This is a genomic window from Sphingomonas sp. R647, from assembly GCF_020177055.1.
GTDB lineage: Bacteria > Pseudomonadota > Alphaproteobacteria > Sphingomonadales > Sphingomonadaceae > Sphingomonas.
Genome location: NZ_JAIQXT010000003.1, coordinates 543,730 through 569,892 on the forward strand (window position 1 = coordinate 543,730; position 26,163 = coordinate 569,892).

Annotated in this window: 25 protein-coding genes; 14 read left to right on the top strand and 11 right to left on the bottom strand. The window is 66.3% G+C overall.

Translation table 11 applies throughout. The annotated features are described in order from the left end of the window. Positions 1-191 precede the first annotated feature (191 nt). The 7 genes from gcvT to K9B35_RS09725 all read left to right on the top strand — a co-directional run bounded on the left by gcvT (position 192) and on the right by K9B35_RS09725 (position 7,386). A complete protein-coding gene (gene gcvT, locus K9B35_RS09695; RefSeq protein WP_224921707.1) occupies positions 192-1,298 on the top strand; it encodes a glycine cleavage system aminomethyltransferase GcvT in 1,107 nt (368 codons plus the stop codon). 13 nt (positions 1,299-1,311) lie between these two features. Next, positions 1,312-1,683, top strand: a complete 372-nt coding sequence (gene gcvH / locus K9B35_RS09700; RefSeq protein WP_224921619.1) for a glycine cleavage system protein GcvH — start codon at positions 1,312-1,314, stop codon at positions 1,681-1,683. A 97-nt stretch (positions 1,684-1,780) separates the two neighbouring features. Further along, on the top strand, positions 1,781-3,139 hold the full coding sequence (gene gcvPA, locus K9B35_RS09705) for an aminomethyl-transferring glycine dehydrogenase subunit GcvPA (protein WP_224921620.1): 1,359 nt from the start codon (positions 1,781-1,783) through the stop codon (positions 3,137-3,139). Positions 3,140-3,171: 32 nt separating this feature from the next. Continuing rightward, positions 3,172-4,704, top strand: a complete 1,533-nt coding sequence (gene gcvPB / locus K9B35_RS09710) for an aminomethyl-transferring glycine dehydrogenase subunit GcvPB (RefSeq protein WP_224921708.1) — start codon at positions 3,172-3,174, stop codon at positions 4,702-4,704. Positions 4,705-4,713: 9 nt separating this feature from the next. Continuing rightward, positions 4,714-6,297, top strand: coding sequence for a DUF4403 family protein (locus K9B35_RS09715; RefSeq protein WP_224921621.1), 1,584 nt, complete (start codon positions 4,714-4,716; stop codon positions 6,295-6,297). Between the two features lie 91 nt (positions 6,298-6,388). Further along, the gene (locus tag K9B35_RS09720) at positions 6,389-6,751 is read left to right on the top strand and encodes a hypothetical protein (protein ID WP_224921622.1); all 363 of its coding nucleotides are present in this window, start codon (positions 6,389-6,391) and stop codon (positions 6,749-6,751) included. After that, positions 6,748-7,386, top strand: a complete 639-nt coding sequence (locus K9B35_RS09725; RefSeq protein ID WP_224921623.1) for a DUF938 domain-containing protein — start codon at positions 6,748-6,750, stop codon at positions 7,384-7,386. Before K9B35_RS09720 ends, K9B35_RS09725 begins: the two co-directional genes overlap by 4 nt. A 758-nt stretch (positions 7,387-8,144) precedes the next feature. Here the strand turns inward: K9B35_RS09725 and K9B35_RS09730 are convergent. Then, complete coding sequence (locus K9B35_RS09730; RefSeq protein WP_224921624.1) at positions 8,145-9,044, bottom strand: DMT family transporter; 900 nt, start codon at positions 9,042-9,044, stop codon at positions 8,145-8,147. An 85-nt stretch (positions 9,045-9,129) separates the two neighbouring features. On the opposite strand from K9B35_RS09730, the gene K9B35_RS09735 reads away from it, so the two are divergent. From K9B35_RS09735 to K9B35_RS09745, 3 genes are read left to right on the top strand one after another with little or no spacing between them, the layout of a single operon-like run. Beyond that, the gene (locus K9B35_RS09735) at positions 9,130-10,662 is read left to right on the top strand and encodes an aminoacyl--tRNA ligase-related protein (RefSeq protein WP_224921625.1); all 1,533 of its coding nucleotides are present in this window, start codon (positions 9,130-9,132) and stop codon (positions 10,660-10,662) included. Between the two features lie 58 nt (positions 10,663-10,720). Then, positions 10,721-11,068, top strand: a complete 348-nt coding sequence (locus tag K9B35_RS09740; RefSeq protein WP_224921626.1) for a DUF6152 family protein — start codon at positions 10,721-10,723, stop codon at positions 11,066-11,068. 10 nt (positions 11,069-11,078) lie between these two features. Beyond that, entirely contained in the window at positions 11,079-11,564 is a 486-nt protein-coding gene (locus K9B35_RS09745) for a hypothetical protein (RefSeq protein WP_224921627.1), read from the top strand. 71 nt (positions 11,565-11,635) lie between these two features. Here the strand turns inward: K9B35_RS09745 and K9B35_RS09750 are convergent, their stop codons facing one another. From K9B35_RS09750 to K9B35_RS09760, 3 genes are all read right to left on the bottom strand, one after another. Further along, positions 11,636-11,815, bottom strand: a complete 180-nt coding sequence (locus K9B35_RS09750; protein ID WP_224921628.1) for a hypothetical protein — start codon at positions 11,813-11,815, stop codon at positions 11,636-11,638. A 63-nt stretch (positions 11,816-11,878) separates the two neighbouring features. After that, complete coding sequence (gene glpD, locus K9B35_RS09755) at positions 11,879-13,012, bottom strand: glycerol-3-phosphate dehydrogenase (RefSeq protein ID WP_224921629.1); 1,134 nt, start codon at positions 13,010-13,012, stop codon at positions 11,879-11,881. A gap of 48 nt (positions 13,013-13,060) precedes the next feature. Beyond that, positions 13,061-13,765 carry a carbonic anhydrase gene (locus K9B35_RS09760; protein WP_224921630.1) on the bottom strand — a complete coding sequence of 235 codons (705 nt, stop codon included), beginning with the start codon at positions 13,763-13,765 and terminating at the stop codon, positions 13,061-13,063. A 138-nt stretch (positions 13,766-13,903) separates the two neighbouring features. Here K9B35_RS09760 and rnr point away from each other — a divergent pair, with 138 nt between their 5' ends. Both rnr and K9B35_RS09770 read left to right on the top strand, forming a co-directional pair. After that, complete coding sequence (gene rnr / locus K9B35_RS09765) at positions 13,904-16,150, top strand: ribonuclease R (protein WP_224921631.1); 2,247 nt, start codon at positions 13,904-13,906, stop codon at positions 16,148-16,150. Positions 16,151-16,278: 128 nt separating this feature from the next. After that, positions 16,279-16,593, top strand: coding sequence for a hypothetical protein (locus tag K9B35_RS09770; protein ID WP_224921632.1), 315 nt, complete (start codon positions 16,279-16,281; stop codon positions 16,591-16,593). Here the strand turns inward: K9B35_RS09770 and K9B35_RS09775 are convergent. Then, positions 16,590-17,759 carry a saccharopine dehydrogenase family protein gene (locus K9B35_RS09775; protein ID WP_224921633.1) on the bottom strand — a complete coding sequence of 390 codons (1,170 nt, stop codon included), beginning with the start codon at positions 17,757-17,759 and terminating at the stop codon, positions 16,590-16,592. The two genes, K9B35_RS09770 and K9B35_RS09775, sit on opposite strands and share 4 nt — an antisense overlap. A 109-nt stretch (positions 17,760-17,868) precedes the next feature. On the opposite strand from K9B35_RS09775, the gene K9B35_RS09780 reads away from it, so the two are divergent. Continuing rightward, positions 17,869-18,168, top strand: coding sequence for a hypothetical protein (locus K9B35_RS09780; RefSeq protein WP_224921634.1), 300 nt, complete (start codon positions 17,869-17,871; stop codon positions 18,166-18,168). Here the strand turns inward: K9B35_RS09780 and K9B35_RS09785 are convergent. Together K9B35_RS09785 and K9B35_RS09790 are read right to left on the bottom strand one after the other, a co-directional pair. Next, the gene (locus K9B35_RS09785) at positions 18,165-19,862 is read right to left on the bottom strand and encodes a carbamoyltransferase (RefSeq protein ID WP_224921635.1); all 1,698 of its coding nucleotides are present in this window, start codon (positions 19,860-19,862) and stop codon (positions 18,165-18,167) included. The genes K9B35_RS09780 and K9B35_RS09785 overlap by 4 nt on opposite strands. An 8-nt stretch (positions 19,863-19,870) precedes the next feature. Beyond that, positions 19,871-21,667, bottom strand: coding sequence for an ABC transporter transmembrane domain-containing protein (locus K9B35_RS09790; protein ID WP_224921636.1), 1,797 nt, complete (start codon positions 21,665-21,667; stop codon positions 19,871-19,873). A 148-nt stretch (positions 21,668-21,815) separates the two neighbouring features. Between K9B35_RS09790 and K9B35_RS09795 the strand changes: the two genes are divergently transcribed. After that, positions 21,816-23,045: a polyhydroxyalkanoate depolymerase gene (locus K9B35_RS09795; RefSeq protein ID WP_224921637.1), complete on the top strand. Its 1,230-nt coding sequence runs from the start codon at positions 21,816-21,818 to the stop codon at positions 23,043-23,045. Between the two features lie 153 nt (positions 23,046-23,198). On the opposite strand, the gene K9B35_RS09800 is transcribed toward K9B35_RS09795, so the two are convergent. The 4 genes from K9B35_RS09800 to K9B35_RS09815 form a co-directional block, all read right to left on the bottom strand. Then, complete coding sequence (locus tag K9B35_RS09800; protein ID WP_224921638.1) at positions 23,199-23,573, bottom strand: YkvA family protein; 375 nt, start codon at positions 23,571-23,573, stop codon at positions 23,199-23,201. 42 nt (positions 23,574-23,615) lie between these two features. Beyond that, positions 23,616-24,215 carry a hypothetical protein gene (locus K9B35_RS09805; protein WP_224921639.1) on the bottom strand — a complete coding sequence of 200 codons (600 nt, stop codon included), beginning with the start codon at positions 24,213-24,215 and terminating at the stop codon, positions 23,616-23,618. 126 nt (positions 24,216-24,341) lie between these two features. Beyond that, entirely contained in the window at positions 24,342-25,517 is a 1,176-nt protein-coding gene (locus K9B35_RS09810) for an acetyl-CoA C-acyltransferase (RefSeq protein ID WP_224921640.1), read from the bottom strand. 26 nt (positions 25,518-25,543) lie between these two features. Continuing rightward, positions 25,544-26,017, bottom strand: coding sequence for a MaoC family dehydratase (locus K9B35_RS09815; RefSeq protein WP_224921641.1), 474 nt, complete (start codon positions 26,015-26,017; stop codon positions 25,544-25,546). Positions 26,018-26,163: the final 146 nt, after the last annotated feature.

Genomic DNA, 26,163 nt, shown 5'->3' on the forward strand with positions numbered 1-26,163 from the left:
CGTCAGGGGTGAGCCACCGAAGGGGTAAGTCCCGGACCAAGGTTCGGGATCAAAGCTCTCAGGTTCCCGTGACAGAGGGGGCGACGGATGAATGGCCGCGCTGTGCGGCATTCCGTCGTCAATTCTGGAGCACGCGCGTGACCGACAGCCCTGATTCCCTTACGGGCGAGCCCGATTTCGTCGAAGAACTGATGCTGCTCCCGCTCGATGCGTGGCATCGCGCGCGCGGCGGGCGGATGGTGCCGTTCGCGGGCTATGAGATGCCGGTCCAGTATGAAGGCATCATGGCCGAGCATCTGTGGGTGCGCGAATCGGCCGGCCTGTTCGACGTGTCGCATATGGGCCAGCTGTTCCTGTCGGGCGAAGGCCTCGACGCCGAGCTTGAGAAGCTGATCCCCGCCGATGTCGCGGGCGTCGCGGTGGGGCAGCAGAAATATTCGCTGCTGTTGGCCGAGAATGGCGGCATCCTCGATGACCTGATGTTCAGCCGCTGGCCGGGCGGCATCTACATGGTCGTCAATGGCGCGTGCAAATGGGACGATATCGCCCATCTGCGCGAGCATCTGCCCGACGCGATCGAGATTAACCATATGGACGAGCATGCGCTGCTGGCGCTGCAGGGTCCCAAGGCGTTCGATGCGCTGAAGCGCCATGTGACCGGTGACTATCCGCTCGATGCCCTCGTGTTCATGAAGGGCGGCAAGTTCGAGATTGGCGGGGTCGAAGCCTATATCAGCCGCTCGGGCTATACCGGCGAGGACGGGTTCGAGATTTCGATTCCAGCCGAGGCGGCGGCGACCGTCGCCGACCTGCTGTGCGGCGAGCCTGAGGTGAAGCCGATTGGCCTTGGCGCGCGCGATTCGCTGCGGCTCGAGGCCGACCTGCCGCTCTATGGCCACGATCTTGATCCCGAGACGACGCCGATCATGGCGGCGCTGAACTTTGCGGTCGCGAGCAAGCGGCGGCGCGAGGAAGCGAACTTCCCCGGGGCCGAGCGCATCCTGCACGAGCGCGAGAACGGCCCGATCCAGCGCCGCGTCGGCCTGATCGTCGAGGGGCGTCAGCCGGTGCGCGAGGGCGCGCTGGTGCTGGACGAACAGGGCAACGAGGTCGGCCGCGTCACCAGCGGCGGCTTTGCCCCGACCGTGCAGAAGCCGATCGCGATGGCGTATGTTCCGACCGCGATGGCGGCAATCGGCACGCGCGTGACGCTGAGCCAGCGCGGCAAGATTCACTTTGGCGAAGTGGTGCCAATGCCCTTCGCCCCCCACCGTTATGTGCGTCAGGCCAAAGCCTAAACTGGAGCATGAAATGAGCCGTTACTTCACCGAAGATCATGAATGGATCGAACTCGACGGCGAAATCGCGACCGTCGGCATCACCGAATATGCGCAGAGCCAGCTGGGCGACATCGTGTTCGTCGAAGTTCCCGAAGAGGGCAAAGACGTCGCCAAGGGCGACGACGCCGCGGTGGTCGAGAGCGTCAAGGCGGCGAGCGACGTCTATGCGCCGGTTTCCGGCACGGTGGTCGAGGGCAATCCGGCGCTGGAGGACAATCCCGCGCTGGTGAACGAAGACCCCGAGGGCGATGGCTGGTTCTTCAAGATGACGCTGAGCGATTCCAGCGAGCTTGATGGGCTGATGAACGAGAGCGCCTACGCGGACTTCGTGAGCAAGCTCTAATCGCGCGTCGCCCCGGCGGAGGCCGGGGCCGCTCCGTGGCGGAGCATGCGCTTTACCGATAGCGGCCCCGGCCTCCGCCGGGGCGACGGGAATTCCAATGCGCTACCTTCCCCTTACCCCGTCCGACCGGCAGGCGATGCTCGCTGCGGTCAATGCCGCGACGATCGATGATCTGTTCGCCGATGTTCCCGAAAGTGCGCGGCTGTCCGGGCCGGTCGCGGGGCTGCCGATGCATGCCAGCGAGCTGGCGGTCGAACGACATATGTCGAAACTGGCGGCGAAAAACCTGTCGGCGGGAAGCGCGCCGTTCTTCCTCGGCTGTGGCGCGTACAAGCATCATGTGCCGGCGAGCGTTGATCACATCATCCAGCGCGGCGAGTTCCTGACCGCTTACACGCCGTACCAGCCCGAAATCGCGCAGGGCACGCTGCAGGTGATGTTCGAGTTCCAGACCCAGGTCGCGCGCCTGCTGGGCACCGATGTCGCCAATGCGTCGATGTACGATGGCTCGACCGCGTGCTGGGAGGCGATCGGCATGGCGCGGCGGATCACCAAGCGCGCCAAGGCGATCCTGTCGGGCGGGCTGCACCCGCATTATGTGTCGGTTGCCAACACCATGGCCAAGTACACCGGCGACACGCTGGTGACCGCGGTGCCGGAGCTGACTGCCGAGCCGGATACGGCCAAGCTGATCGACCTGATCGACGACGACACCTCGTGCGTTGTGGTCCAGTATCCCGACATTCTCGGCCGCATTTCCGACCTGTCGGCGCTGGCGGCGGCGTGCCAGGCGAAGAAGGCGCTGCTGGTCGCGGTCGTCACCGAGCCGGTCGCGCTGGGCGCGATCAAGTCGCCCGGCGAGATGGGCGCGGACATCGTTGTTGGCGAGGGCCAGTCGATCGGCGTCGGGCTGCAGTTCGGTGGACCCTATGTCGGCCTGTTCGGCTGCAAGGAGAAATATGTCCGCCAGATGCCCGGTCGCCTGACTGGTGAGACGGTGGATGCGGAGGGCAAGCGCGGCTTCGTGCTGACGCTGTCGACCCGCGAGCAGCATATCCGGCGTGAGAAGGCGACGTCGAACATCTGTACCTCGTCGGTGCTGTGCGCGCTGGCGTGGTCGGTGCACATGACGTTGCTGGGTGAAAAGGGGCTGCGGCAGCTCGCAGCGCTCAACCATGCCGGCGCGAGCGCGGCGGCGGATCGGCTGGCGCAGGTTCCCGGGGTCGAGCTGGTGACGCCGACCTTCTTCAACGAATTCACGCTGAAGCTGCCCAAGGAAGCACGCCCGGTCGTGCGCGAACTCGCTGACCGGGGCATCCTGGCGGGCGTGTCGCTGGGCCGTCTCTATCCGGGCGAGGGGGCGTTGGAAAACGGCCTGGTCGTCGCGGTCACTGAAACCACCACGGCGGAGGATGTCGAAACCCTTGCCGCCGCTCTCCAGGAGGTGCTGGCATGAGCACGATCAACCAGAGCGGCTGGCGTCCGCAGATGAACGCGGTCGAGGGCGAGGCTGCGGCCACCTTCACCGGCAACCGCGCGCTGATGCTGGAAGAGGCGCTGATCTTCGAGATCGGGTCGCTCGACACGACCGGCGTCGATTTCGCTGACGCGCCCAAGGCCGCGTCGCGGCTCGGCGGGCTGGAGCGGCATCGCAACATCGGCCTTCCGGGTCTGAGCGAGCCGGAGGCGGTGCGCCATTACACCCGCCTGTCGCGTCAGAATTACGGCATCGACCTCGGCTTCTTCCCGCTGGGCAGCTGCACGATGAAGCATAATCCGCGCCTGAATGAGCGGATGGCGCGGCTTCCCGGCTTTGCCGACATCCACCCGCTCCAGCCGATCGACACGGTGCAGGGCGCGCTCGAGGTGATCGATCAGCTGGCGCACTGGCTGGTCACGCTGACCGGCATGAAGGCCGTGGCGATGTCGCCCAAGGCGGGCGCGCATGGCGAGCTGTGCGGCATCCTCGCGATCAAGGCGGCGCTGGAAGCACGCGGCGAAGATCGCCGCGTGGTGCTCGTCCCCGAAAGCGCGCACGGCACCAACCCGGCGACGGCGGCGTTCGCGGGCTTTGCAGTCGAGGATATTCCGGCGACGCCGGACGGTCGCGTCGATGTCGCGGCGCTGACCGCGCGGCTGGGGCCGGACGTGGCGGCAGTGATGATCACCAACCCCAACACCTGCGGCCTGTTCGAGCGCGACCTCAAGACGATCAGCGATGCGGTCCATGAAGCTGGCGGCTATGTCTATTGCGACGGTGCGAACTTCAACGCGATCGTCGGCAAGGTGCGCCCCGGCGACCTCGGCGTCGATGCGATGCACATCAACCTGCACAAGACCTTTTCCACCCCGCATGGCGGCGGTGGCCCGGGTTCGGGTCCGGTGGTGTTGTCGGAGGCATTGGCACCCTTCGCGCCGCTGCCGTTCGTCGAGCAGCAGGATGGCAAGTTCGTCCTGATCGAGGAAGAGACGGCGGGCGAGCATCATGCCGGCACCTTTGGCCGGATGGTGTCGTTCCACGGCCAGATGGGCATGTTCACGCGCGCGCTGACGTACATCCTGTCGCATGGCGCGGATGGCCTTAAGCAGGTGGCCGAGGACAGCGTCCTCAACGCCAACTATGTGCTGCGCAGCCTGGAGGACGTACTCGATGCGCCGTTCGCGAACAGCGGGCCGTGCATGCATGAGGCAATCTTCAGCGACCATGGGCTGGCCGAGGGCTTCTCGACGCTCGACATCGCCAAGGGGCTGATCGACGAGGGGTTCCACCCGATGACGGTCTATTTCCCGCTGGTCGTCCATGGCGCGATGCTGGTCGAGCCGACCGAGACCGAGAGCAAGGCGGCGCTGGACCAGTTCATCGGCGCGTTCCGTTCGGTCGCGCAGCGTGCCAAGGCGGGCGATGCGGCGCTCAAGACCGCGCCGCACTTCGCGCCGCGCCGTCGTCTCGACGAGACGCTGGCCGCGCGCAAGCCGGTGCTGGTATGGAAAGAACCGGCGCAGGCACAGGCCGCCGAATAGCGAGGCATGATGGCAACGGGACGGCGAGTGCGACTGAAATGGGTGGTCGCCGCGATCGTCCTGCTGCTGGCCGTGGCGGGCGGCGCGCTGTGGTGGGTCCTGAGTGACCGCAGCGCGCCGCTGGTCAACCCGGCCCCGCCACGCCTGACCGCCGCGGCGCAGCTGCCGTCGCAAGGATCGACGATCGTCGTGCCGATCAGCACCAGCCTCGACGTGATCGAGGCGGAGCTGAACCGCACGATTCCCGCGACTCTGTGGCAGATCGACCAGCGCGAGGCGGCGTGCATCCCCGGCCAGCGCGTGACGATCTGTCCGGTGCCGAAGCGCGAATGCAAGAACGGCAAATGCCGCAAGGTCGGATGCAAATTCGGGTTGGAGCGGACCAAGGTCACGCCCGACATTGCGTGCCGCATCGTCGGCAATGCGCGGCGCGGACCGATCCGGCTGAGCGGGAGCGGCGAGACGCTGATGCTGCACATGCCGGTCCGCGCGACGGTGCAGGTCCGCGATCTGGGCGGGGTGATCCGGCAGGAGACCGCGACGGGCGCGGCGGATGTGCGTGCGCGGGTGCGGCTGGGCCTTGCGCGCGACTGGTCGCCGACCGCGCGGGTCGAGATCGACTATGGCTGGAGCCAGGCGCCCGGCATCGACATATTGGGCCGCCGCATCCGCTTTACCGGCAAGGCGGACGAAAAGCTGGCGCCAGTGATCGCCGGGCTGGAGCGCAGCCTGCCGGGGGCACTGGCGCAGCTGAAGGTGCGATCCGAACTGGATGGGCTGTGGCGGCAGGGCTTTACCGCGATCGAACTCAACCGCGACAAGCCGCCCGCCTGGATGCGGATTACGCCGCAGCGGATGGGCTTTGGCGGCTATCGCGTACAGGGGCGGACGCTCGAACTGACGCTGGCGGCCGAGGCGCTGACCGAGACGTTTATCGGCGACCGGCCGGCTGACCCCGTCGCGACGCCGCTGCCGCCCGCAGCGGGGCGGATCGGCGACCGGGGCCTGCGCTTCTTCATCCCGGTGCTGGCGGACTATGCGCAGCTGGAGCCGGTGGTCGAGCGCGCGCTGACCAAGCTCGCCCGCAAGGGCGTGTCGCTGGAGGGGGTCGGGCCGATCGATGCGCAGTTCGGCAAGGTGACGATCTATGCCACCGATGGCGGGCGGCTGGCGGTGGGCGTTCAGGCGCAGGCCGATGCGCGCAACACCCCGTTCGGGGCGGCGCATGGCGTGGTGTGGCTGTGGGGCACGCCGTATAACGAACCGGGGTCGCAGCTGGTGAAGGTGCGTGACCTGAGTATCGCGACCGGGACCGACAGCCGCGTGGTCAACCTGCTGGTGCCGCTATTCGCCGACGAACAGGTGCTGGCGACGATCCGTGACGCGCTGAGCCATGACTTTGGCAAGGATTATGCGCGCGTGCTGGCGGCGGCGCGGCGGGCGGTGGCGGAGCGGCGCGAGGGCGATTTCCTGTTGTCGGCGCAGATCCGGCGCGTCACCAATGGCACGATCCGCGCAACCGGGCAGGGGCTGTTCATGCCGGTCGAGGCCGAAGGGGTGGCGCGCATCCGTTACGCCCCCGTTCGCCGCTGAACCCAATTCGTCAGTTTCGCGCGTGCGGCTTTCGCGATAGCCTTGGCGAAACCGGGCGGCGGTAGCGCCTGCCTGATCGGGGAGACGATCGATGCGATGCTTTGCAGTCCTGCTGGCGCTTGCCGCCGCCATGCCCGTCACGGCGCAGACCCACGATCCGCGCGTTCCTGCGTCGGAGGCCGAGGCCGACCGGATCGAGGCGCAGGCGATGTACGACCTGCAAAAGCAGCGCGATCAGGCCGAGGCGGATCGCGTCGCCAAGACCAATCTGGATCGCAAGACCGATTACGAACTCTATCTCGCGCGGCAACAGGCCGAGCACGACGCGAAGATGGCTGCATGGCGCGCGGATGTGGCGCGGCGCGACGCCGAAGCTGCGCGGGTGCGTGCTGACTGGGAGGCGCGGGTCGCGCGGTGCAAGGCGGGCGACCGATCGGCCTGCGCGCCCAAGTGAGCGACCCGACCCCCTGGATTGTTGCCGAGGATAGCGGCGAGCTGCGCAAACATGCGCCCGCGACGCTGCGCAACCGTGAGGCGATCGCGGCGGAGCTGGCGGCGCTGTTGCCGGAGCACGGAACGGTGCTGGAGGTGGCGAGCGGGAGCGGGGAGCATGCGGCGTTTTTCGCCGAGCGCTTTCCGGGGCTGACCTTTGTCCCTAGCGATCCCGATGCGGCCGCGCGGGCGTCGATTGCGGCGTGGTGCGCGGGATTGGCGAATGTCGCGCCGCCGCTGGCGATCGATGCGGCGGCGGGGAACTGGCCGATCGCTGCCGCCGATGCGGTGCTGTGCATCAACATGGTGCATATCAGCCCGTGGGAGGCGACGGTCGGGCTGTTTCGGGCGTGCGCGGACCTGTTGCCGCCGGGCGCGCCGCTGATCCTCTATGGGCCGTATCGCGAAGCGGGGGTGGAGACGGCGGAGTCCAATGTGGCGTTCGATGAATCGCTGAAGGCGCGCGATCCGGCGTGGGGGCTACGCGACGTGGCGGATGTGGACCGGCTAGCAGCAGAATGGGGGTTCGGGCGCGTGCAGCGCGTTGCGATGCCGGCGAATAATCTCATGCTGGTCTATCGGAGAGGCTCGGATTAGGCCGGACAATCGGTTGCTTGGGCGGCTTTGGGCGGACGCGGCGAGAAAGCTGACCTTCGGCTAGCGACCCCATTGCGGCTATTAACCGACAGTTCTCTTTCGACTGCTACCAGCCGTTGCAGGAGCAGGGAGGCCAAATGCCAATAGGTTCACTGGTGTGGCGAGCGACTGCTGCGATACTGCTCACAGGCACAGTCTCAGCGCTCGTTATAGCCCTCGGCACCGCATTCGCATTCTCCCTCAAGGATAGCCGTGGTCCTGACCTACAGTTCATCGCTATGATATGGTTCTTTGGGAGCATCTTTGCGGGAGCGGCAGCAGCTATAATTGGAGTATTTTTTGAGTTGCCGAAAGCTGCTTGGCTTGCAAGACATGACTATGGATTGTGTTTGCACTTATTTCTAAGTGTATTGGCCGCGATATTTGCCCTCTCGATATTTGTCTTGTTAACCGGCGGACATGAAGTCAGCCGCGTTACCTCGGGAGAGAGCTCGTGGCTCTATCCTTGTGCTGCATTCCTCGTTGGTGGCGTTTGCTCAGGCGCGTTCTGGTGGAAGCTAGTAGTGATTCCGTGGCGATATTCGCTCACTACCTAACGGAAGGGCTCGTCAGCTTCACGTGACACGACGGCAGTTTTTTTGGTGGTGACTCCTATAAGCTGCTCGTCCGCTGACCACCCACTTTCAGACATTCGCGAGCCTGTTTCAGAAGCCTGAAAGCGGACCCCGGCACGCCCACTTCCACCATCGCGACCGTCGCTAATCGTCCGCGATCGGGGCGGCCCGCCGCGCCAAGCCCAGCCGCTGCTCGCGCCAGGCAATGTAGAGGCCGCTGGCGACGATGATCGGGGCGCCGATCCAGGTCCACGGGCTGGGCAGCACGCTGAACAGCACATAGCCGTAGAGCGTCGCCCAGAGCAGGCTGGAATAGTCCATCGGCACGACTGCCGAGACCGGGGCGAAGCGGAGTGCGGCGGTGAGCGCGAGCTGGCCCGCGCCGCCGACCAGGCCGATGCCGATCAGCATCGCGAAGGTCTGCCAGTCATGCATCTGCGCGAAAAAGGCATAGCCGATCGCGAGCGGCGGGACCGACAGGGTCGAGAACCAGAAGACGGTGGTGGCTGGCTCCTCGGTCTTGCCCATGTGGCGCAGCTGGATCGCGATGAGTGCGACGAAGAAGGCGGCGGTCAGGCCGACCAACGCGCCGGTGAGCGGGATGTGGCCGTCGCCCGGCTGGGTCACGATCAGCACACCGACGAATCCCGCGAGCACCGCGCCCCAGCGGCGCCAGCCGGTCGGCTCGCGCAGGATCAGCGCGCCGAGGATCGTTGCGAAGATCGGGGCGGTGAACGACAGCGTCGTCGCCTCGGCCAGCGGGAGCAGCATGACCGCGCCGAAATTGAACACCATGCCGGTCAGGCCGATGACGGTGCGGTTGAGGTGCAGCCCGAAGCGCTGGGTGCGCAGCGAGGCGAAGCCGGGGCCGGCGGCGACCCACGCGAGGATGAAGGGGATCGCGAACAGCTGACGGAATAGCAGGACTTCGGCGAGGTGTGCGCCGCGCATCTCGACCAGCTTGATCAGCGCGCCCATGGTCGAGAGCAGCAGGATCGCGACGAGACGCAGGCCAAGGCCGGTAAGAATACGATCACCTTGCACCTGCGAACGCCTAAGATGCGAAGCGAGCGGGGGCAACCCGCTAAGGGGCGTGACGGGCCGGATTTCCCGCGCTAATCGCGCAATCATGATCAAACGCGCACTCAACGTCACCCGCGAAGCGGACTTCGCCGCCTGGTATCAGGCCGTCATCACCGAAGCCGATATGGCCGAGGAGAGCGGCGTGCGCGGGTGCATGGTCATCCGGCCATGGGGCTATGGCATCTGGGAGCGCATTCAGCGGCTGCTCGACGATCGCATCAAGGCGACGGGGCATGAGAATTGCTATTTCCCGCTATTCATCCCGCTGTCCTACTTCGAGAAGGAAGCCGAGCATGTCGACGGCTTTGCCAAGGAGATGGCAGTCGTCACGCATCACCGGCTGATCCAGAAGGACGGGCGGCTGGTGCCCGATCCCGATGCGAAGCTGGAGGAGCCTTTGGTCGTGCGCCCGACATCGGAAACGGTGATCGGCGCGGCGATGGCGCGCTGGGTCCAGTCGTGGCGCGACCTGCCGGTGCTGATCAACCAATGGGCCAATGTCGTGCGCTGGGAAATGCGCACCCGCATGTTCCTGCGCACCGCCGAATTCCTGTGGCAGGAGGGGCATACCGCCCACGCCACGGTCGAAGAGGCGCGTGAAGAGACGATGAAGATGCTGGAGGTGTATCGCGAGTTCGCGGAAACCTGCCTGGCGATGCCAGTCGTCGCGGGTGAGAAGCCGGAGAATGAGCGCTTCCCCGGCGCGGTCGCGACCTACAGCATCGAAGCGATGATGCAGGACGGCAAGGCGCTGCAGGCCGGGACGTCGCACTTCCTCGGCACCACCTTCTCCAGCGCGCAGGGCATCAAGTTCCAGAATGCGGAAGGGCAGCAGGAACTGGCGCAGACGACCAGCTGGGGCGTGTCCACCCGCATGATCGGCGGCGTCATCATGGTGCATGGTGACGATGACGGCCTGCGCGTCCCCCCGCGCATCGCGCCGTGGCAGATCGTGATCGTGCCGATGCTGCGCGACACTGACGAGGATGCCGCGCTGATTGACTATTGCAAGGGGTTGCAGGCGGAGCTGGCCAAGACGTCGGCGCTGGGTGAGCCGGTGCGCGCGTTGCTCGACCTTAAGGCGGCCAAGGCGGCGACCAAGCGCTGGGGCTGGGTCAAGAAGGGTGCGCCGGTGGTTATCGAGGTTGGCGGCCGCGACATGGCGGGGGGCAATGTCTCCGTGATCCGCCGCGACCGTCTGTATCGTGAGGACGGCAAGCTCGACAGCGCGGTGGTGGCGAAGGCCGATTTCGTCGCGGGTGCGGCGGCACTGCTGGAGGAAATTCAGGCCGGGCTGCACGCCGATGCACGGGCGCGGCTCGATGCGAACATCGTGCGCGGGGTGGAGAGCTTCGACGCGCTCAAGGCGCATTTCGAGGGTTCGGGGAAGTATCCGGGCTGGGTCGAAGTGCAGTGGAGCAAGCCTGAAGGCGCGGAGCTGGACGCAGTGGTCGAGCGGATCAAGGCGCTCAAGCTGACCTTCCGCAACGTGCCGCTGGGCGCTGGGCCGGTGGACGGGGACTGCGTGTTCACCGGCAAACCGGCGGTCGAGCGCATCCTGGTCGCGCGCGCCTATTGATTTGAACCCTCTCCCGGTTCGTGCGTATGTTTTGGCATCCACGATCGGGAGAACTCATATGCGTTCACTCACGCTCATCGCCGTCGCCGCGCTCGCCGTTGCGGTGCCGGCGGCCGCGCATCACGGCTGGTCGTCCTATGACGAGGCCAAGCCGCTGACGCTGACCACCCGCTTCACCGAGCTCAGCTGGGGCAACCCGCACGGCTCCGCGAAAATTACATGGCAGGGCAAGAGCTGGGACGTGATCCTGGCGCCGGTGTCGCGGATGGAAGCGCGTGGGCTGAGCAAGGCAGAGGTCGAGCCGGGCAAGCGCGTCCGCCTGACCGGCTATGCGCGGCGAGATGGCACCGCCGAAATGCGGATCGAGCGCGTGATGGTCGGTAGCAAGACCGTCGAACTGCGCTGAGGCCGGGCGGTTGGAAAGCCTGTTGCTGACCGCCGCCGCGTGGCTTGATGTCGTCGGCATCGGGGGCTGGGCGCGCGGGTCGGCGCTGGTCTATCCGCTCGTCAATACCCTGCACCTCCTGGGACTGGTGATGCTGGTAGGAGGGATCGGTGTGGTCGATCTGCGTGTCGCCGGGCTGTGGCGCGCGCTGCCGATCGGACCGCTGTCGTACGCGTTGACGCCGGTGGCGATCGTCGGGCTGATCGTGATGGTCGCGAGCGGCATTGTGCTGTTCGCCGCGGACGGTCGCGCGCTGGCGACGTCCGACATCTTTTCGCGAAAGCTGGTTCTGATCGCATTGGCGCTGGCCAATGCGGTCGCGTTCCGATGGATTTGGGGCGATCGGATCGGCCGCTGGTCCCGAGCGGTACCGCTGGCGGCGCGGCTGATGGCGGTTCTGTCGATTTTGCTGTGGCTCGCGGCGGGGACGATGGGGCGCTGGATCGCCTATGGGTGATGGAAGCCGCTCATCGCGCCTATTGTTGACCCGGAAATGACTGCCCCCGCCGGAGCGGGGGCAGTTGAAACTTACTTGGCGCCGGTGCCGGGTTCGGTGGTCTTCGGCGGCTTGCCGTCTTCCATCCGACCCTCATTGCGCAGATCGCGGCCTTCCTGAGCGGCCTTCTGGCCCTCGGGCGAATCGCGGTGCTCGTTGAGCTCTTCCTTGACGTAGCCGGCGGCTTCCTTTGCTTTTCCTTCGATGCTCATCGTCAGTCTCCTGATTGCCAAGTTACTGACATTAAGCGCTTCAGGCGGCGAAAAGGTCCATCGTCACGGGAGAAGCCGGTCGCGCGTGACGGGCCGGGGGGTGATGCCGAGCAGCGGCGCGAGCTTGGCCATCGCATGTTCGGCGAGCGCGCGCGCTGTGGTGATCTTGCCGCCGAACACCGACAGGATCGGCGCGGCGTTGGTGTCGAGATCGAGGTGATAGTCGCGGGTCACGGTGCGCGCCTCGTCCGCGCCATTGTCGTAGAGCGCGCGGATGCCGGACCAGCTACCGGTCACGTCGGCGGCTGCGATCTGGTGGCGGAAATAGCGGTTCGCGGCGGCGCAGAGATAGGCGATTTCGTCCGGCTCGATACCGGCATCGCCGGGGTGATCGACCGGCACGTCGGTGGTGCCGATCATCGTCTGCCCCTGCCATGGCGCGGCGAAGACGACGCGGCGGTCGGGCTGTTGCAGGATATAGGCATGGTCGCCCTGCCATAGGGCGCGGACGGTGATGTGGCTGCCCTTGATCAGCCGCAGGCCGCTGGTGGTCGCGACGCCAAGCGTGTCGAGCAGGTCGCGGACCCATGGGCCGGCGGCGTTGACGATGGTGCGCGCGTCGACCGAGCGCCCGTCTGAGAGCGCGACGGTCCAGCCCTTTCCGCCGCGTTGCGCGCTGATGACCGCGACGCCGGTGACGACCTCCGCCCCGTTCGCAGCCGCATCTTTGGCATTGGCGCGGACCAGCGCGGCGTCGTCGACCTGCGCGTCCCAATAGAGGAAGCCGCCGCTGTCGGGCATCAGCGGCGCGAGGCGGGGATCGTCGCGGCGCAGCGACCGTGAGCGTTGGAGCGAGGAGCCGAGCCCGAGCAGATCGTAGAGATACAGCCCGACGCGGACCATCCAGCGCGGGCGGACGGCATGGGCGTGCGGCAGGACGAACGCCATCGGGCGGATCAGCTGCGGCGCGGTGGCCAGCATCCGCTCCCGCTCGACCAGCGCCTCACGCACCAGCCGGAACTCATAGGTTTCGAGGTAGCGCAGCCCGCCATGGATCAGCTTGCTCGACGCCGATGAGGTATGCGCGGCGAGGGTGTCGCGCTCGACCAGTAGGACCTTGAGCCCGAGCAGCGCCGCCTCACGCGCGATGGCGCAGCCGTTGATGCCGCCGCCGATGATGAGCAGGTCATATGACACCACCGCAACCTATGCGGCGGCAACGCAGGAAGCGACTGATTTCCGCGCCTATTCGACGTCGAAGAACTCCACGATGCCCGAGGCGAAGTGATATTCCGCCCCGACGATCTTGAGCTTCCCCGCGCGACGCGGCGCGGCGAGCAGCCGCTGGCTCGGCGCGCGCAGGTCATGCACCACCTGATGCACATTTTCGCGGATGGAGTTCTCGACCAGATCGCCCGGGACCTTGTGTGCGGTCTGCACCGCCGGAACGATCGGTTCGACCATCTGGCCAAGGCTGCCGGGCAGCTTGGCGTCCTTGTCCACGACCTCGATCGCGGCTTTGACCGCACCGCACGCCGAATGGCCAAGGACGACGACCAGCGGCACGCCAAGGTGCAACACCGAATATTCGATACTGCCCATCGCCTGGGCGTTGGCGGCGGTGCTGCCGGCGTTGCGCACCACGAAGAGCTGGCCGACGCCGGTCTCAAAGATCTGTTCGGGCGCGGCGCGGCTGTCGGAACAGCAGACGATCGTCGCGAAGGGGTGCTGGCCGGCAAGGAAGGCGCGGCGCTGGCCATCGTTGAGGCCGTAGTTGAATGCGCGGCCCATGGTGAAGGCCTGATTGCCCTTTTTGAGCGTCGCGAGCGCCGAGTCCGGGTTGATCGACGATACCGCATGGCCGTCTTCGGCGGCGACCAGCGGGCGGGTTGCGAGCGCGGCCCCGCCGGCGGCCGCGGCGGCGAAGAAATGGCGACGGGTGAAGCGCATGGGCTTGTGTCTCGCGAACGAAGGAGTGGCGTTAGTGCTTCATAGGCGGATGCCGCGACCGATCGGCGCGCGGTGGCGGCTTTTTTGCGGTCAAAGCGTGATTGGACTTGGCCGCCGCGCGCACTATCTTGGCGGCCAATGACAAAACAGAACAAACCAAAGAACAAGCCCGCGCCGGGCATGCCGTCGCGGCAGCAGATCATCGACTTCATCACATCGTCGGATCAGCCCGCGGGCAAGCGCGAGATTGCGCGGGCGTTCGCGCTGTCGGGGCAGGAGAAGATCGCGCTCAAGGCGCTGCTCAAGGACATGAGCGACGAGGGGCTGATCGACGTCGCGCCGGGCCGCGCATTCCACAAGATGGGCGGCGTGCCCAAGGTGACGGTGCTGCGCATCGTCGAGGCCGATGGCGATACCGTCTGGGCGGTGCCCGAACGGTGGGAGGCCGAGGGCATCCCGGTGCCACGGCTGCGTGTGCGCGAGAAGCGCGGGCCGGGCGGGGCGCTGGGCGTCGGTGACCGGATCCTCGCCCGCACCGAAGAAGCCGGGAAGGGCTGGATCGCGCACCCGATGAAGAAGCTCGCCAAGGGCGAGGAGGCGGTGCTGGGCGTCGTCAAGGAAGAGGGCGGGCGGCTCTATCTGCAGGGGCTGGACAAGAAGGAGCGGGCGAGCCCCGTCATTTCGGAGCGCAACGGCGCCGAGCCGGGCGACCTGGTGATGGCGGAGATCAGCGGAAAGGGACCGCGGCTGTTCGCCAAGGTCAGCGAGATTCTGGGCGATCCGTTCGCGCCGCGCAGCTTTTCGCTGATCGCGATCCACAAGCATGACATTCCGAATGTGTTTTCGGAGGAGTTGCTCGCCGAGGCGGAGCGGGTGGCGAAGCAGCCATTGGGTGAGGGGCGGGAGGACCTGCGCGACCTGCCAATCGTCGCGATCGACCCGGCCGATGCGCGCGACCATGACGATGCGGTGTGGGCGACGCCGGACGACGATCCGACCAACGAGGGCGGGTGGAAGGCGATCGTCGCGATTGCGGATGTCAGCTTTTACGTGCGCCCCGGATCGCTGCTCGACCGTGAGGCGCGCAAGCGGGGGAACAGCGTTTATTTCCCCGATCGCGTGGTGCCGATGCTGCCGGAAGTGCTGTCGGCGGATGTGTGTTCGCTGAAAGAGGGCGTCGAGCGCGCGGCGCTGGCGTGCCATATGCGGATCAGCGCCGATGGCGAGATCACGGACTGGCGGTTCAGCCGCGCGGTGGTGAAGCTGGCGGCGAATATTGCCTATGAGGATGCGCAGGCGGCGATTGACGGGGCGGCGGAGCATCCGCTGACCGAGACGGCGCTGCGACCGTTATGGAATTGCTGGGCGGCGCTCAACAAGGCGCGGGCGAAGCGTGAGCCGTTGGACCTCGATCTGCCCGAGCGCCGGATCGTGCTCGATGAAAAGGGCCGCATCCTGTCGGTTGCGCCGCGCGAGCGACTGGACGCGCACAAGCTGATCGAGGATTACATGATCGCGGCGAACGTCGCGGCGGCCAAGGCGCTGGAGAAGAAGAAGGCGCCGGTGATGTACCGCATCCATGAGCCGCCGAGCCGCGAGAAGCTGGTGGCGCTCAAGGACTATCTCAAGACGCTCGATGTCGCCTTTGCGCTGGGGCAGGTGGTCAAGCCGGCGACGTTCAACCATGTCATCGCGCGGACCAAGGAGGCGGATTTCCACGCCGAGGTGATGACGCAGGTGCTGCGGACGCAGACCCAGGCCTATTATGGGCCGCAAAATGCGGGGCACTTTGGGCTGTCGCTGGGCAGTTATGCGCACTTCACCTCGCCGATCCGCCGCTATGCCGATCTGGTGGTCCACCGCGCGTTGACTGAGGCGTTCAAGCTGGGGCCGGGGGGCGAATTGCCGTCGGACAAGGACATGGCGAAGACCGGCGAGTTGATCAGCAAGCTCGAGCGCCGCGCTATGGAGGCCGAGCGCGACACGATCGACCGCTATGTCGCCGCCTATCTCGCCGCACATGTTGGCGAAGTGATGGAGGCGCGGATTACCGGGGTGCAGAGCTTTGGCTTTTTCGCGACGGTGGATGGCGTCGGGGGCGACGGGCTGGTCCCGGCGCGCGACCTGGGGCGCGAGTATTTCCGCTATGACGAGGCCGGGCAGCGGCTGGTGGGTGAGGATACCGGCGTCGAGTTCGCGCTGGGTCAGCGGCTGGAGTTAAAGCTGGTCGAGGCGAATCCGGTGTCGGGCGCGCTGCGGTTCGAGCTGCCCGATGGCAAGGGCAGCGGATCGGGCGAGGATCGCCGTCGCAAGGGCGGCCCGCCGCGCCCGCTGCATCGGCGCGGGCGTCCGGCGAACATCCGGCATCAGGGGAAGAAGCGCTAAGCCCGTTTTGTTACGCCGGACTTGTTCCGGGGTCCCCTGTGGGGCAAGCGCGGGGCTTCAAGCTTAGCGGCTGGGCCTGTGTCGCGGTGGACCCCGGCACGAGGCCGGGGTGACGAATGGAGTGGGGAATGGCGGTCGTTGAATCTGTCCCGATCACCAAGTTCGCGCGGGCGCGGCGGCGGATCGTCGACCATTTCTGCGCCGAGCATGCGATCACCCCACTCAACACGATCCTCTACACGCCGCCAGCCGATCTAAAGCCGGTGTTCGACAAGCTGATCGCGCAGCGCGTGGTCCGGCGCGAAGGGCAAAGCTATTACTGGCTCGACCTGCGCGTGCTCGATGCTGTGATCGTCCATCACCGCCGGAAACGCGCGCCGGTGCTGATCGCCGTGGCGGTCGCGCTGGCGCTGGCCGTGATGGTGACCTTCTACGTCGGCTAAGGCTTCACCACGAATTTCAGCCCCGCATTCGCCTCCAGCCGTGCCTTGAGCGGCTCGGCCATCAGCGCGCCCGCCGTCCACACGCCGCCTTCGCCTGCTACGTCGCGGATGAGGCAGATTGCAGCCTCAGCGATCATCTTGGACGTTGAGCCATAGCCGGGGTCGCGGTCACCGGTGACGGTGCAGGTCAGCGACTCGCCCGTCGGCATTTCGGCGATGAAGTCGATTTCGTAGAAGCCCGCCTCGCGCTCTTCCTTGGAAGGTCCTTCGCCCGGGGCTGGCCCCTTGTCGGCGTTCATCGGGTTCATTTTCGAGATCGCCTCGGCCGCCGCCTTGCCGATATCGCCAAGGCCGGGTGCGACCATCATCTCGTCATAGCGGAAGTCGGTGCCATACGGGTGGCCGGCGAGGAAGTTGGTGCGGTGGACATTCTTGGTGTTGATCACCGCCATCACGAACGGTGCGACCCAGCCGCCGACCGCTTCGTCATATTCGGGCATCATCCCCTTGGGCTGATCCGGGCCGGTGAAGCCGGGGGTCAGCGCGAACGGGTCGAGCAGCACCTTGAACACCGAAGGGTTCTTGGCCGCCGCAGCGGCGGTCGCCTTGCCACTGGCGAAGGTGCCGCCGGAGAAGGTGCCCTGCATCTTGCGCACGCGGCCCTTCACGCGCGGGGCGGGGCGGCCCCATTTGGCGATCGCGGCATGCTCGGCGGTCCACACGCCCAGGTCGAAGGGGATCGAATCGAAGCCGCACGACAGCACGATCCGCGCGCCGCTCGCCTTTGCCGCATCCTGATGGCGGGCGATGACATCGTGCATCCAGTTTGGCTCGCCGCACAGATCGACATAGCCGGTGCCGGTCTCGACGCAGGCGGCGACGAGGTCGTTGCCGTAGAGCTGATAGGGGCCGACGGTGGTGAGGACGACGGTGGCGCGCGCGGTGAGGGCGCGCAGCGCGGCGGGGTCGTCGGCATTGGCGGTGAGCAGCGGCGTGTCGGCGGAGGCGCCGATCTCGTCGCGCACCGCCTGAAGCTTGGTCAGCGATCGGCCGGCCATCGCCCAGTTGAGCGAACCATCATTGTAGCGCTGCGCCAGATATTCCGCGACAAGGCGGCCGGTGAAGCCGGTTGCGCCATAGACGATCAGATCGAACTCGCGCGCCATCATTCTCTCCTGAACCATACCCTGTTTTCAAAAGGGATAGGCAGTTCCGCACACGACGACAAGCATCGCATGGCTTGAAACCGGGTGCGCGACGCCCGACACTGGCGACATGGCCAGCGCAGACCCCAGCAACCTCATTCTATATCGTGTCCAGCGGCACTTCGCCGATCATCGCGCGGTGTCGCCGGGCAGTGCGATCGAATATGCACCCACCGGCCCGATCGAGCGCAAGGCATTCGACCGGTTGCGGGACGCTGGCGTGATCCGTGAGGCACATCCGGCGCACTACTGGTTCGACCTGGACCGCATGGGTCGCGAGCGCGAGTCCACGCGCAATCCCAAGCTCAAGGTCGCGATCGCGCTGGGCGCTGTGCTCGCCTTCGCTGCGTGGTATCTCTCGCGCTATTAGGCGGCAGGCTTCGTCACCAGCACGTCCTGAAGCACCAGCGCGTCGAGCGCAGTTTCGGCGAACAGGGCGACGGCTTCTTCCGGGCGTTCGACCATCGGCTGGCCGCGGCGGTTGAGGCTGGTGTTGAGCAGAACCGGGACACCGGTTGCGGCGTGGAACGCCTCGAGGAGTGCAGCGAAGGCGGGGTTCCAGCGCCGATCCACGGTCTGGACCCGCGCGGTGCCGTCGACATGGGTGACGTTTGCCAGGGCATCGGCATGTTCGGACCGGGTGCGGTCAATCAGGATCATGTACGGGCTGTCGCGTCCTGTGGCGAAGCAGGTTGCGGCGTGTTCGGGCAGCACGGCGGGCGCGAAGGGACGGAAATCTTCGCGGAACTTGATGTTGGCATTGATATGGTCGCCGATGCCGGGCGTGCCGGGATGGGCGAGGATGCTGCGCCGCCCGAGCGCGCGCGGACCGAATTCGCTGCCGTCGCGGAACCAGGCAAGGGTCTTGCCCTGCGCGAGCAGCGCGGCGGCGCGATCGATCAGCGTTGGCTGGTCGAGCCGCTCGATCGTCCAGTCGGCGGGCGCGTCGGCGAGCGCGGCGGCGACCTCATCGGCGCGATAGGGACGGCCGAAACAGGTGCTGCCGTCATGCGGCACCTTGTCCTGCCCGAGTACCGCGATCCAGCCATGATAGGCGCAGCCGAGCGCGAGGCCGTTGTCGCCTGCGGCAGGTTCCATATAGAGATCGCGGACGACCTCGTCGTCGAGCAGCCGGGCATTGGCGACGGCGTTGAGCGCGACCCCGCCGGCATAGCAGACGCGGTCGGCGGGATGAAGGTCGAGCCGCGCGCGGAATAGCGCCGCGACGGCCCGTTCCACCTCACCCTGTGCCCAGCGCGCGACATCGGCATAATAAGCGAAATCGGCGCGGAAGGCGGCATAATCGGCGGCGGGGCGGTCGAGCGTTGTCTGCCACCCGTCGGTTACGAACAGGCGGCCGTCGCGCACGTCAAAGGCGCGCTGGTCGAGCGCGCCGGGCCGACCATAGGGGGCCAGTCCCATCAGCTTGCCGACATCGTCGAGATTGCCGAACACATAGTTGCTGACCGCGGCGTAGAAGCCGCCGATCGAATGGCGGGTGGTGCCAAGCCGGATCCGGTCGCGGGGATCGGCGGTGGCGAGCGGGCTGAAATCCTTTTCCAGCACGGTCATCTGCCGCCCGTCGAAATGGTAGAAACTGTCCTTTTCGCACCACATCGCCGCATCCGGGCCCGCCAGATCTGGGGGCAGGGCGACGCCGTCGAGATCGGTGCATTGCGACAACGGGCTGCCACAGCCATCGACGATCAGGATCGCGCAGTCGTCGAACGGGCTGGTTCCCGCCGCGCTCCACGCATGGGCGAGATGGTGGGAAATGCTGACGATCGGCGGATGCGCGCGCCCGGCGAACAGGCGCGGACCGCGATAGCGGTCGCGATCGGGCACTTCGAAATTGGCGCATTGGACGACGAGAGCAACGTCGTCGAGGCCGATCCCCTCCGCCTCCAGGCAATAGGCGATCGCGGCGCTGTCATTGCCGCCGTCATGTTTGCGGCGAGTGATGCGTTCCTTTTCGATCCCGACACAAACGCGCCCGTCGCGCAGCAGCACCGCCGAGCCATTGTGCGACAGGCCAGTGCCGAGGACATAGACCGGGCGCGCCATCGCTGTCGTCAGACCGTCTCGTTGAACTGCAGGCTGGCGAGGCGCGCATAGAGCCCGCCCTTCGCCACCAGCACGCCATGGGTGCCGGTTTCGACGATGCGCCCGTCATCCATCACGATGATGCGCTGCGCCGCGCGGACGGTGGCCAGGCGGTGGGCGATGACGAGGGTCGTACGCCCCTGCATCAGATGGTCCAGCGCATCCTGAACCAGCCGCTCGCTCTCCGCATCCAGCGCGCTGGTGGCTTCGTCGAGCAACAGGATCGGTGCGTCGCGCAGCAGCGCGCGGGCGATGGCGAGGCGCTGGCGCTGGCCACCCGACAGGCGCGCACCATCCTCGCCGAGGAAAGTGTCGAGGCCTTGCGGTAGCTCGCGCAGGAATTCGGCGGCATTGGCGGCTTCGGCGGCCTGCCAGATCTGCTCCTCGGTCGCGTCCCAGCGGCCGTAGCGGAGGTTGTCGCGCGCCGACGCGGCGAAGATCACCGTCTCCTGCGGCACCATTGCCATGCGCGCACGGACGGCACCCGGATCCGCCTTGGGCAGCGCGACGCCATCGACGCGCACTTCGCCCGCTTCGGGGTCGTAGAAGCGCTGGACGAGCTGGAACAGGGTCGACTTGCCGGCGCCCGATGGGCCGACCACGGCGACGGTCTCACCGGGTGCGACCGATAACGTGAAGTCCTGCAACGCCGAGACTTCGGGTCGGGTGGGGTAGCGGAAGGTGACGTGGTCGAAATCGATCGCGCCGCGCGCCGGCTCGGGCAACGCCACCGGGTTGGCGGGGGCGGCAATCTCCGGCTCCTCTGACAGCAACTCGGCAAGGCGTCCCGCCGCGCCCGATGCGCGGAGCAGGTCGCCATATACCTCGGTCAGCGCGCCGAACGCGCCGGTGACGAGGCCGGCGGTGATGACGAAGGCGGTGATCGATCCGCCGGAGATGCGCCCTTGCGCAACGCCATAGACCGCGTCCCACATGATCAGCGTGATCGCGGTGAACAAAGCGAAGATGACCAGCGCGGTCATCAGCGCGCGGGTTGCGAACCGCTTGCGCGCGGTGGAAAAGCCGCGATCGACCGCGTCCTGGAAGCGTGCGCTCTCGCGGTCCTCCTGCCCGAACGCCTGCACGATGCGCATCGCGCCAAGCGTTTCCGAGGCGATCGATCCGATGTCGGCGACGCGATCCTGGCTGGTACGCGAAAAGCGGCGCACGCGCCCGCCCAGCCACATGATCGGCAGCACGATCACCGGGATGCCGACCAGCAGATAGGCGGCGATCTTGGGCGCGAGCACGAACAGGTACAGCGTGCCGCCGATCGCGATCAGCAGGTTGCGCAGGGCGACCGAGACGGTGGTGCCGACGATCTGTTCGACCACCGCTGTGTCGGCGGTGAGGCGGCTGGCAATCTCTGACGGGCGGTTCTCCTCGAACCAGCGCGGGGGCAGGCGCAGCAAATTGCGGTGCACCGCGGCGCGCATGTCGGCCACCGTGCGCTCGCCGAGCCAGGAGACGAAGTAGAAGCGCATCGCGGTCGCGAACGCGAGGACGACGACGACGAGCAGCAGCCCCTGGAAATAGCCACCGATCTGGCTGGGGTCGGAGTCGGGACCGAAGCCGTTGTCCACCACTTCCTTGAAGGTGCGCGGAATCCATAGGGTCGCGCCTGCGGCGAGCAGCAGCGCGACAATCGCCAGCGTCAGTTGCAGCGGATAGCGGCTGGTATAGCCCCAGACGATCGTCAGGCTCGACAGCTTGCGCTGCGGCTGCGCGGTCGGGGCGGGGGCGGGGGACGGTGCGGGCTCGGCCATGCAGCCGCCTAGCCCGAAGCCGTGTGCAAGGGAACAGGCTTCGCGGATCGAAAATCCGGTACGCCGCGTTTGCACTGCAGCATGAGCCCGCTATAAAGTGTGTGAGACCGTTGTCATTGCCCCGCCGGGGCGGGGATGTTGATTGCCGATGTTGTACAATGCCTATGAACTTCAGCGCTCGATGCTGGCCGGCGCGAGCGCGCTGGCGAATTTCAGCGCGGGCCTGCTCAACAACCCCGCCAATCCCTTTGCATATTTCGGCGGCGGCCCGATCCTCGCCTCTGCGCTCGAGGTGTTCGCCCATGCGTCGGCACCGCGCGGCAAGCCCGAATTCGGGCTGGATTTCACTGAGATCGACGGCAAGCAGGTCGCGGTGCACGAAGAGATCGTGCTGCGCAAACCGTTCGGCCAGCTCAAGCGCTTCGTGCGCGAAGGCGTGGAGGGCGGTCCCAAGCTGTTGATCGTCGCGCCGATGAGCGGGCATTTCGCCACGCTGCTGCGCGGTACGGTGCAGCGGATGCTGCCGGCCGCTGACGTCTATATCACCGACTGGCGCGATGCACGGCAGGTGCCGCTCAGCGACGGGCGCTTCGACTTGGACGATTACGTCGATTACATCATCGAATTCCTCGCCACGATCGGCGCGGAGGGCGACGCGCGCCCGCATGTCCTCGCGGTGTGCCAGCCGTCGGTGCCGGTCTATGCCGCTGTGGCGCTGATGAACGCCGACAAGCACCCCAACACGCCGCGCACGCTGACGATGATGGGCGGGCCGATCGACACGCGTGAGGCGCCGACGGCGGTCAACACGCTCGCGACCGAGCGGCCGCACAGCTGGTTCAAGCAGAATGTGATCGCGACCGTCCCCGGCACCTATCCGGGCGCCGGGCGGACCGTCTATCCGGGCTTCCTCCAGCTCGCCGGGTTCATGACGATGAACCTGGGCAATCACATGAATTCGCACTGGGAGATGTTCAAGCATCTGGTGAAAGGCGACGGCGAGAGCGCGGATTCGACGATGCGCTTCTATGACGAATATCGCTCGGTCTGCGACATGACGTCGGAATTCTATCTGCAGACGATCGACGTGGTGTTCCAGTCGCACGCGCTGCCCAAGGGCGAGATGATGCACCGTGGTCGCCGGGTCGATCCCGCCGCGATCACCGACACCGCGATCCTCGCGATTGAGGGTGAGAAGGACGATATCTCAGGGCTCGGCCAGACCAAGGCGGCGCTGACCATCGCGACCAAGCTGCCCGCGAAGATGAAGAAGTATCACATGGCCGAGGATGTCGGCCATTACGGCATCTTCAACGGCAGCAAATGGCGCAACCGCATCGCGCCGGTGCTGGAAGAGTGGATCGCGACGCACAGCTGAGCGGGCGGGGCGTCTCCATCTCTCCGTTTGCCCTGAGCCTGTCGAAGGGTCAGTCCCGCCGGTTATGAGTGCGGGAGCGGTGCTTCGACAAGCTCAGCACAAGCGGGGTGCGGGGAGCTGCGTCGGGAAGTCCGGCTTTTGCGTCCGCAACGCTCAGTCATACCCCAGCATCAGGAACTCGTAGACCACGAACGCGATCAGCGCCCATAGCGCGATCACGATGGCGATGCCCCATTTGCTGACCGGGCGCTGCGATGCGGCTTCGGCAGTTGCGCGGTGTTCCGCCATCAGTCCGGCGGGAACCAGCTTCTCGAACAGCCACACGCCCGCGGGGATCAGCAAGGCGTCATCGACCAGCCCCAGCACCGGGATGAAGTCGGGGATGAGGTCGATGGGGGAGAGCGCGTAGGCGGCGACCAGCAGCCCGACCAGCTTGGCGAACAACGGTGTGCGCGGATCGCGGACGGCGAGCCACACGGCATGCGCTTCGACCCGGATGCGATGCGTGAAGGACTGTCGGTTCGCCATGTCGTTGCGATGTGGCAGCGGCTGCGTGGCGTCAAGCGTCGGCTAGCGGGATAGAGGCGGTGCCTTGCGATGCTTCGCCACAAAGGCGTTCAGCGCGGGATGGTCGATAGTGTCGAGAGCGATGGCGTCGATGAGAGTCTTTTCTGAGAGCGGACCCTTGCGGGCGAAGAAAACGTAGAGGTCCCCCTCTGTGCCATTGGTCGTGTCGCCGATACTCATTGGACCGCAGCTGGTCTCCGAAACCTTCACACTAAACACCCGTGTCGACCGCGCGCCCCGGAACCAATCGATAGGTTTGTAGTACGAGGAGCCCGGAAACTCGATCACCGGCGGCCTCGGCGGGGGGACAAACGGCGGCGGTCGCCCCGGTCGGGCCTTGTGTGCGGGCGGTGACGGGTAACTTGGTGTCCAGACGGTGTCGCGCGCGATGAAAATTAGTTGGGCCTGTTCGAGCGCGTCCGCCTGACGTTCTTTCAGCCGCTCTGCAGCCTGTCGTCGCCGCAGCGCTTCTACTCGTATCTCGTAAGCACTGTTGGTCTCGCCGGGCAGCGGGGGCTCGGTCCAAATGACGCAAGCCTTCGCTGGAAGCGTGCTCAATGCCATCGCGGACAGGGCAATCGCGAACGGGATTTCCTTTGCCATCAGTTCCTCCAGCAGCGGCTATACGCAGGCATGTTGCAATGTATCATGAGATAACTGCAGGATACTATCACACAAAAAAGCCGACGGATTGCTCCGCCGGCTTTTCGATATCAGTCGGGGTGGGCGTTAGAGAACCTCGAACAGCCCCGCCGCGCCCATGCCGCCGCCGACGCACATCGTCACGACGACGTACTTCGCCCCGCGACGCTTGCCTTCGATCAGCGCGTGGCCGGTGCAGCGCGCGCCGGTCATGCCATAGGGATGGCCGATCGAGATCGAGCCGCCATTGACGTTGAGCAACTCGTCCGGGATGCCGAGCTTGTCGCGGCAGTACAGCACCTGCACCGCGAATGCCTCATTCAGCTCCCACAGGCCGATATCGTCCATCTTGAGGTTGAAGCGGTCGAGCAGAGCGGGGATCGCATAGACCGGGCCGATGCCCATCTCGTCGGGCTTGGTACCCGCGACCGCCATGCCGACATAACGGCCGAGCGGGGTCAGGCCGCGCTTCTCGGCGAGCTTTTCCTCCATCAGCACGCTGGCCGACGACCCGTCCGACAGCTGCGACGCGTTGCCGGCGGTGACGGTGCCGTTCGGGACGACCGGCTGGAGCGACTGCAGGCCCTCCAGCGTGGTCTCGGGGCGGTTGCCCTCGTCCTTGGTCAGCGTCACTTCCTTCTGGGTGACTTCCTTGGTCTCCTTGTTGACGATGTTCATCGTCGCGGTGACCGGGATGATCTCGTCATCGAACTTGCCCGCGGCCTGGGCGGCGGCGGTGCGCTGCTGCGACTGGAAGCCGTACGCGTCCTGCACGTCGCGGCTGATGCCATAGCGCGCGGCGACCACTTCAGCGGTCTGCAGCATCGGCATGTACACATCCTTGTGCATCGCCAGCAGTTCCGGGTCCATCGCGACGCGCATCTGCGGGGTCTGAACGAGGCTGATGCTTTCGACGCCGCCGCCGATCGTGATGTCCATGTTATCGACGATGATCTGCTTGGCGGCGGTGGCGATCGCCATCAGGCCGCTGGCGCACTGGCGGTCGACCGACATGCCCGACACGCTGGTCGGCAGGCCGGCGCGCAGCAGCGCCTGACGCGCGATATTGCCGGCCTGATGCCCCTGCTGGAGCGCCGCGCCGAGGACGACGTCCTGCACTTCGGCGCCGTCGATCCCGGCGCGGGCGACTGCGGCCTCGATCGAACGGGCGGCCAGCGTCTGGGACGGAAGCGCGTTGAACGCGCCGCGATAGGCGCGGCCGATCGGAGTGCGGGCAGTGGAAACGATGACGGCAGAACGCATGCGGACGGTCCCTTCGGTTTTATTGTCTATACAAAAAGCTGGCTGATCCATTCGGCGATGAGGGCGGGCTTGTCCTGCCCCTCGATCTCGATGGTGAATTCGACGGTCTGCTGCCACTGGCCGGCACGCTTCTCGATCAGTTCGAGCGTCTTGAAGCGGCCGCGTACCCGGCTGCCAGAGCGTACCGGGGTGAGGAAACGCACTTTGTTGCCGCCATAGTTGACGCCCATTTTCAGCCCGTCGATCCGGGGCTGGGGCGTCTTCTGGCTGAGCAGTGGCATCAGCGAGAGGGTGAGGAAGCCGTGTGCGATGGTGCCGCCGAACGGGGTCATTGCGGCCTTGGCCGGATCGACATGGATGAACTGGTGATCGCCGGTCGCGTCGGCGAACTTGTCGATCATCTCCTGCGATACGGTGACCCAATCGGACACGCGCTCCTCGCCTGCCAGCGCTGCAAGCTGCTGGATGGTGACGCTGTCCTGCGTGTCGGTATCGGCCATGACAAATCCCTGCGGCAAGCCCTTAGCCGCATCTAGGGGCAAGCGCGGCGCGGGGCAAGTGGGGCCTACTGGAAATGCGAAATCCCCGACTTCCGTAAGGGAAGCCGGGGAGGTCGCGCCAAACCCGATCTTCTAAAACGACATTA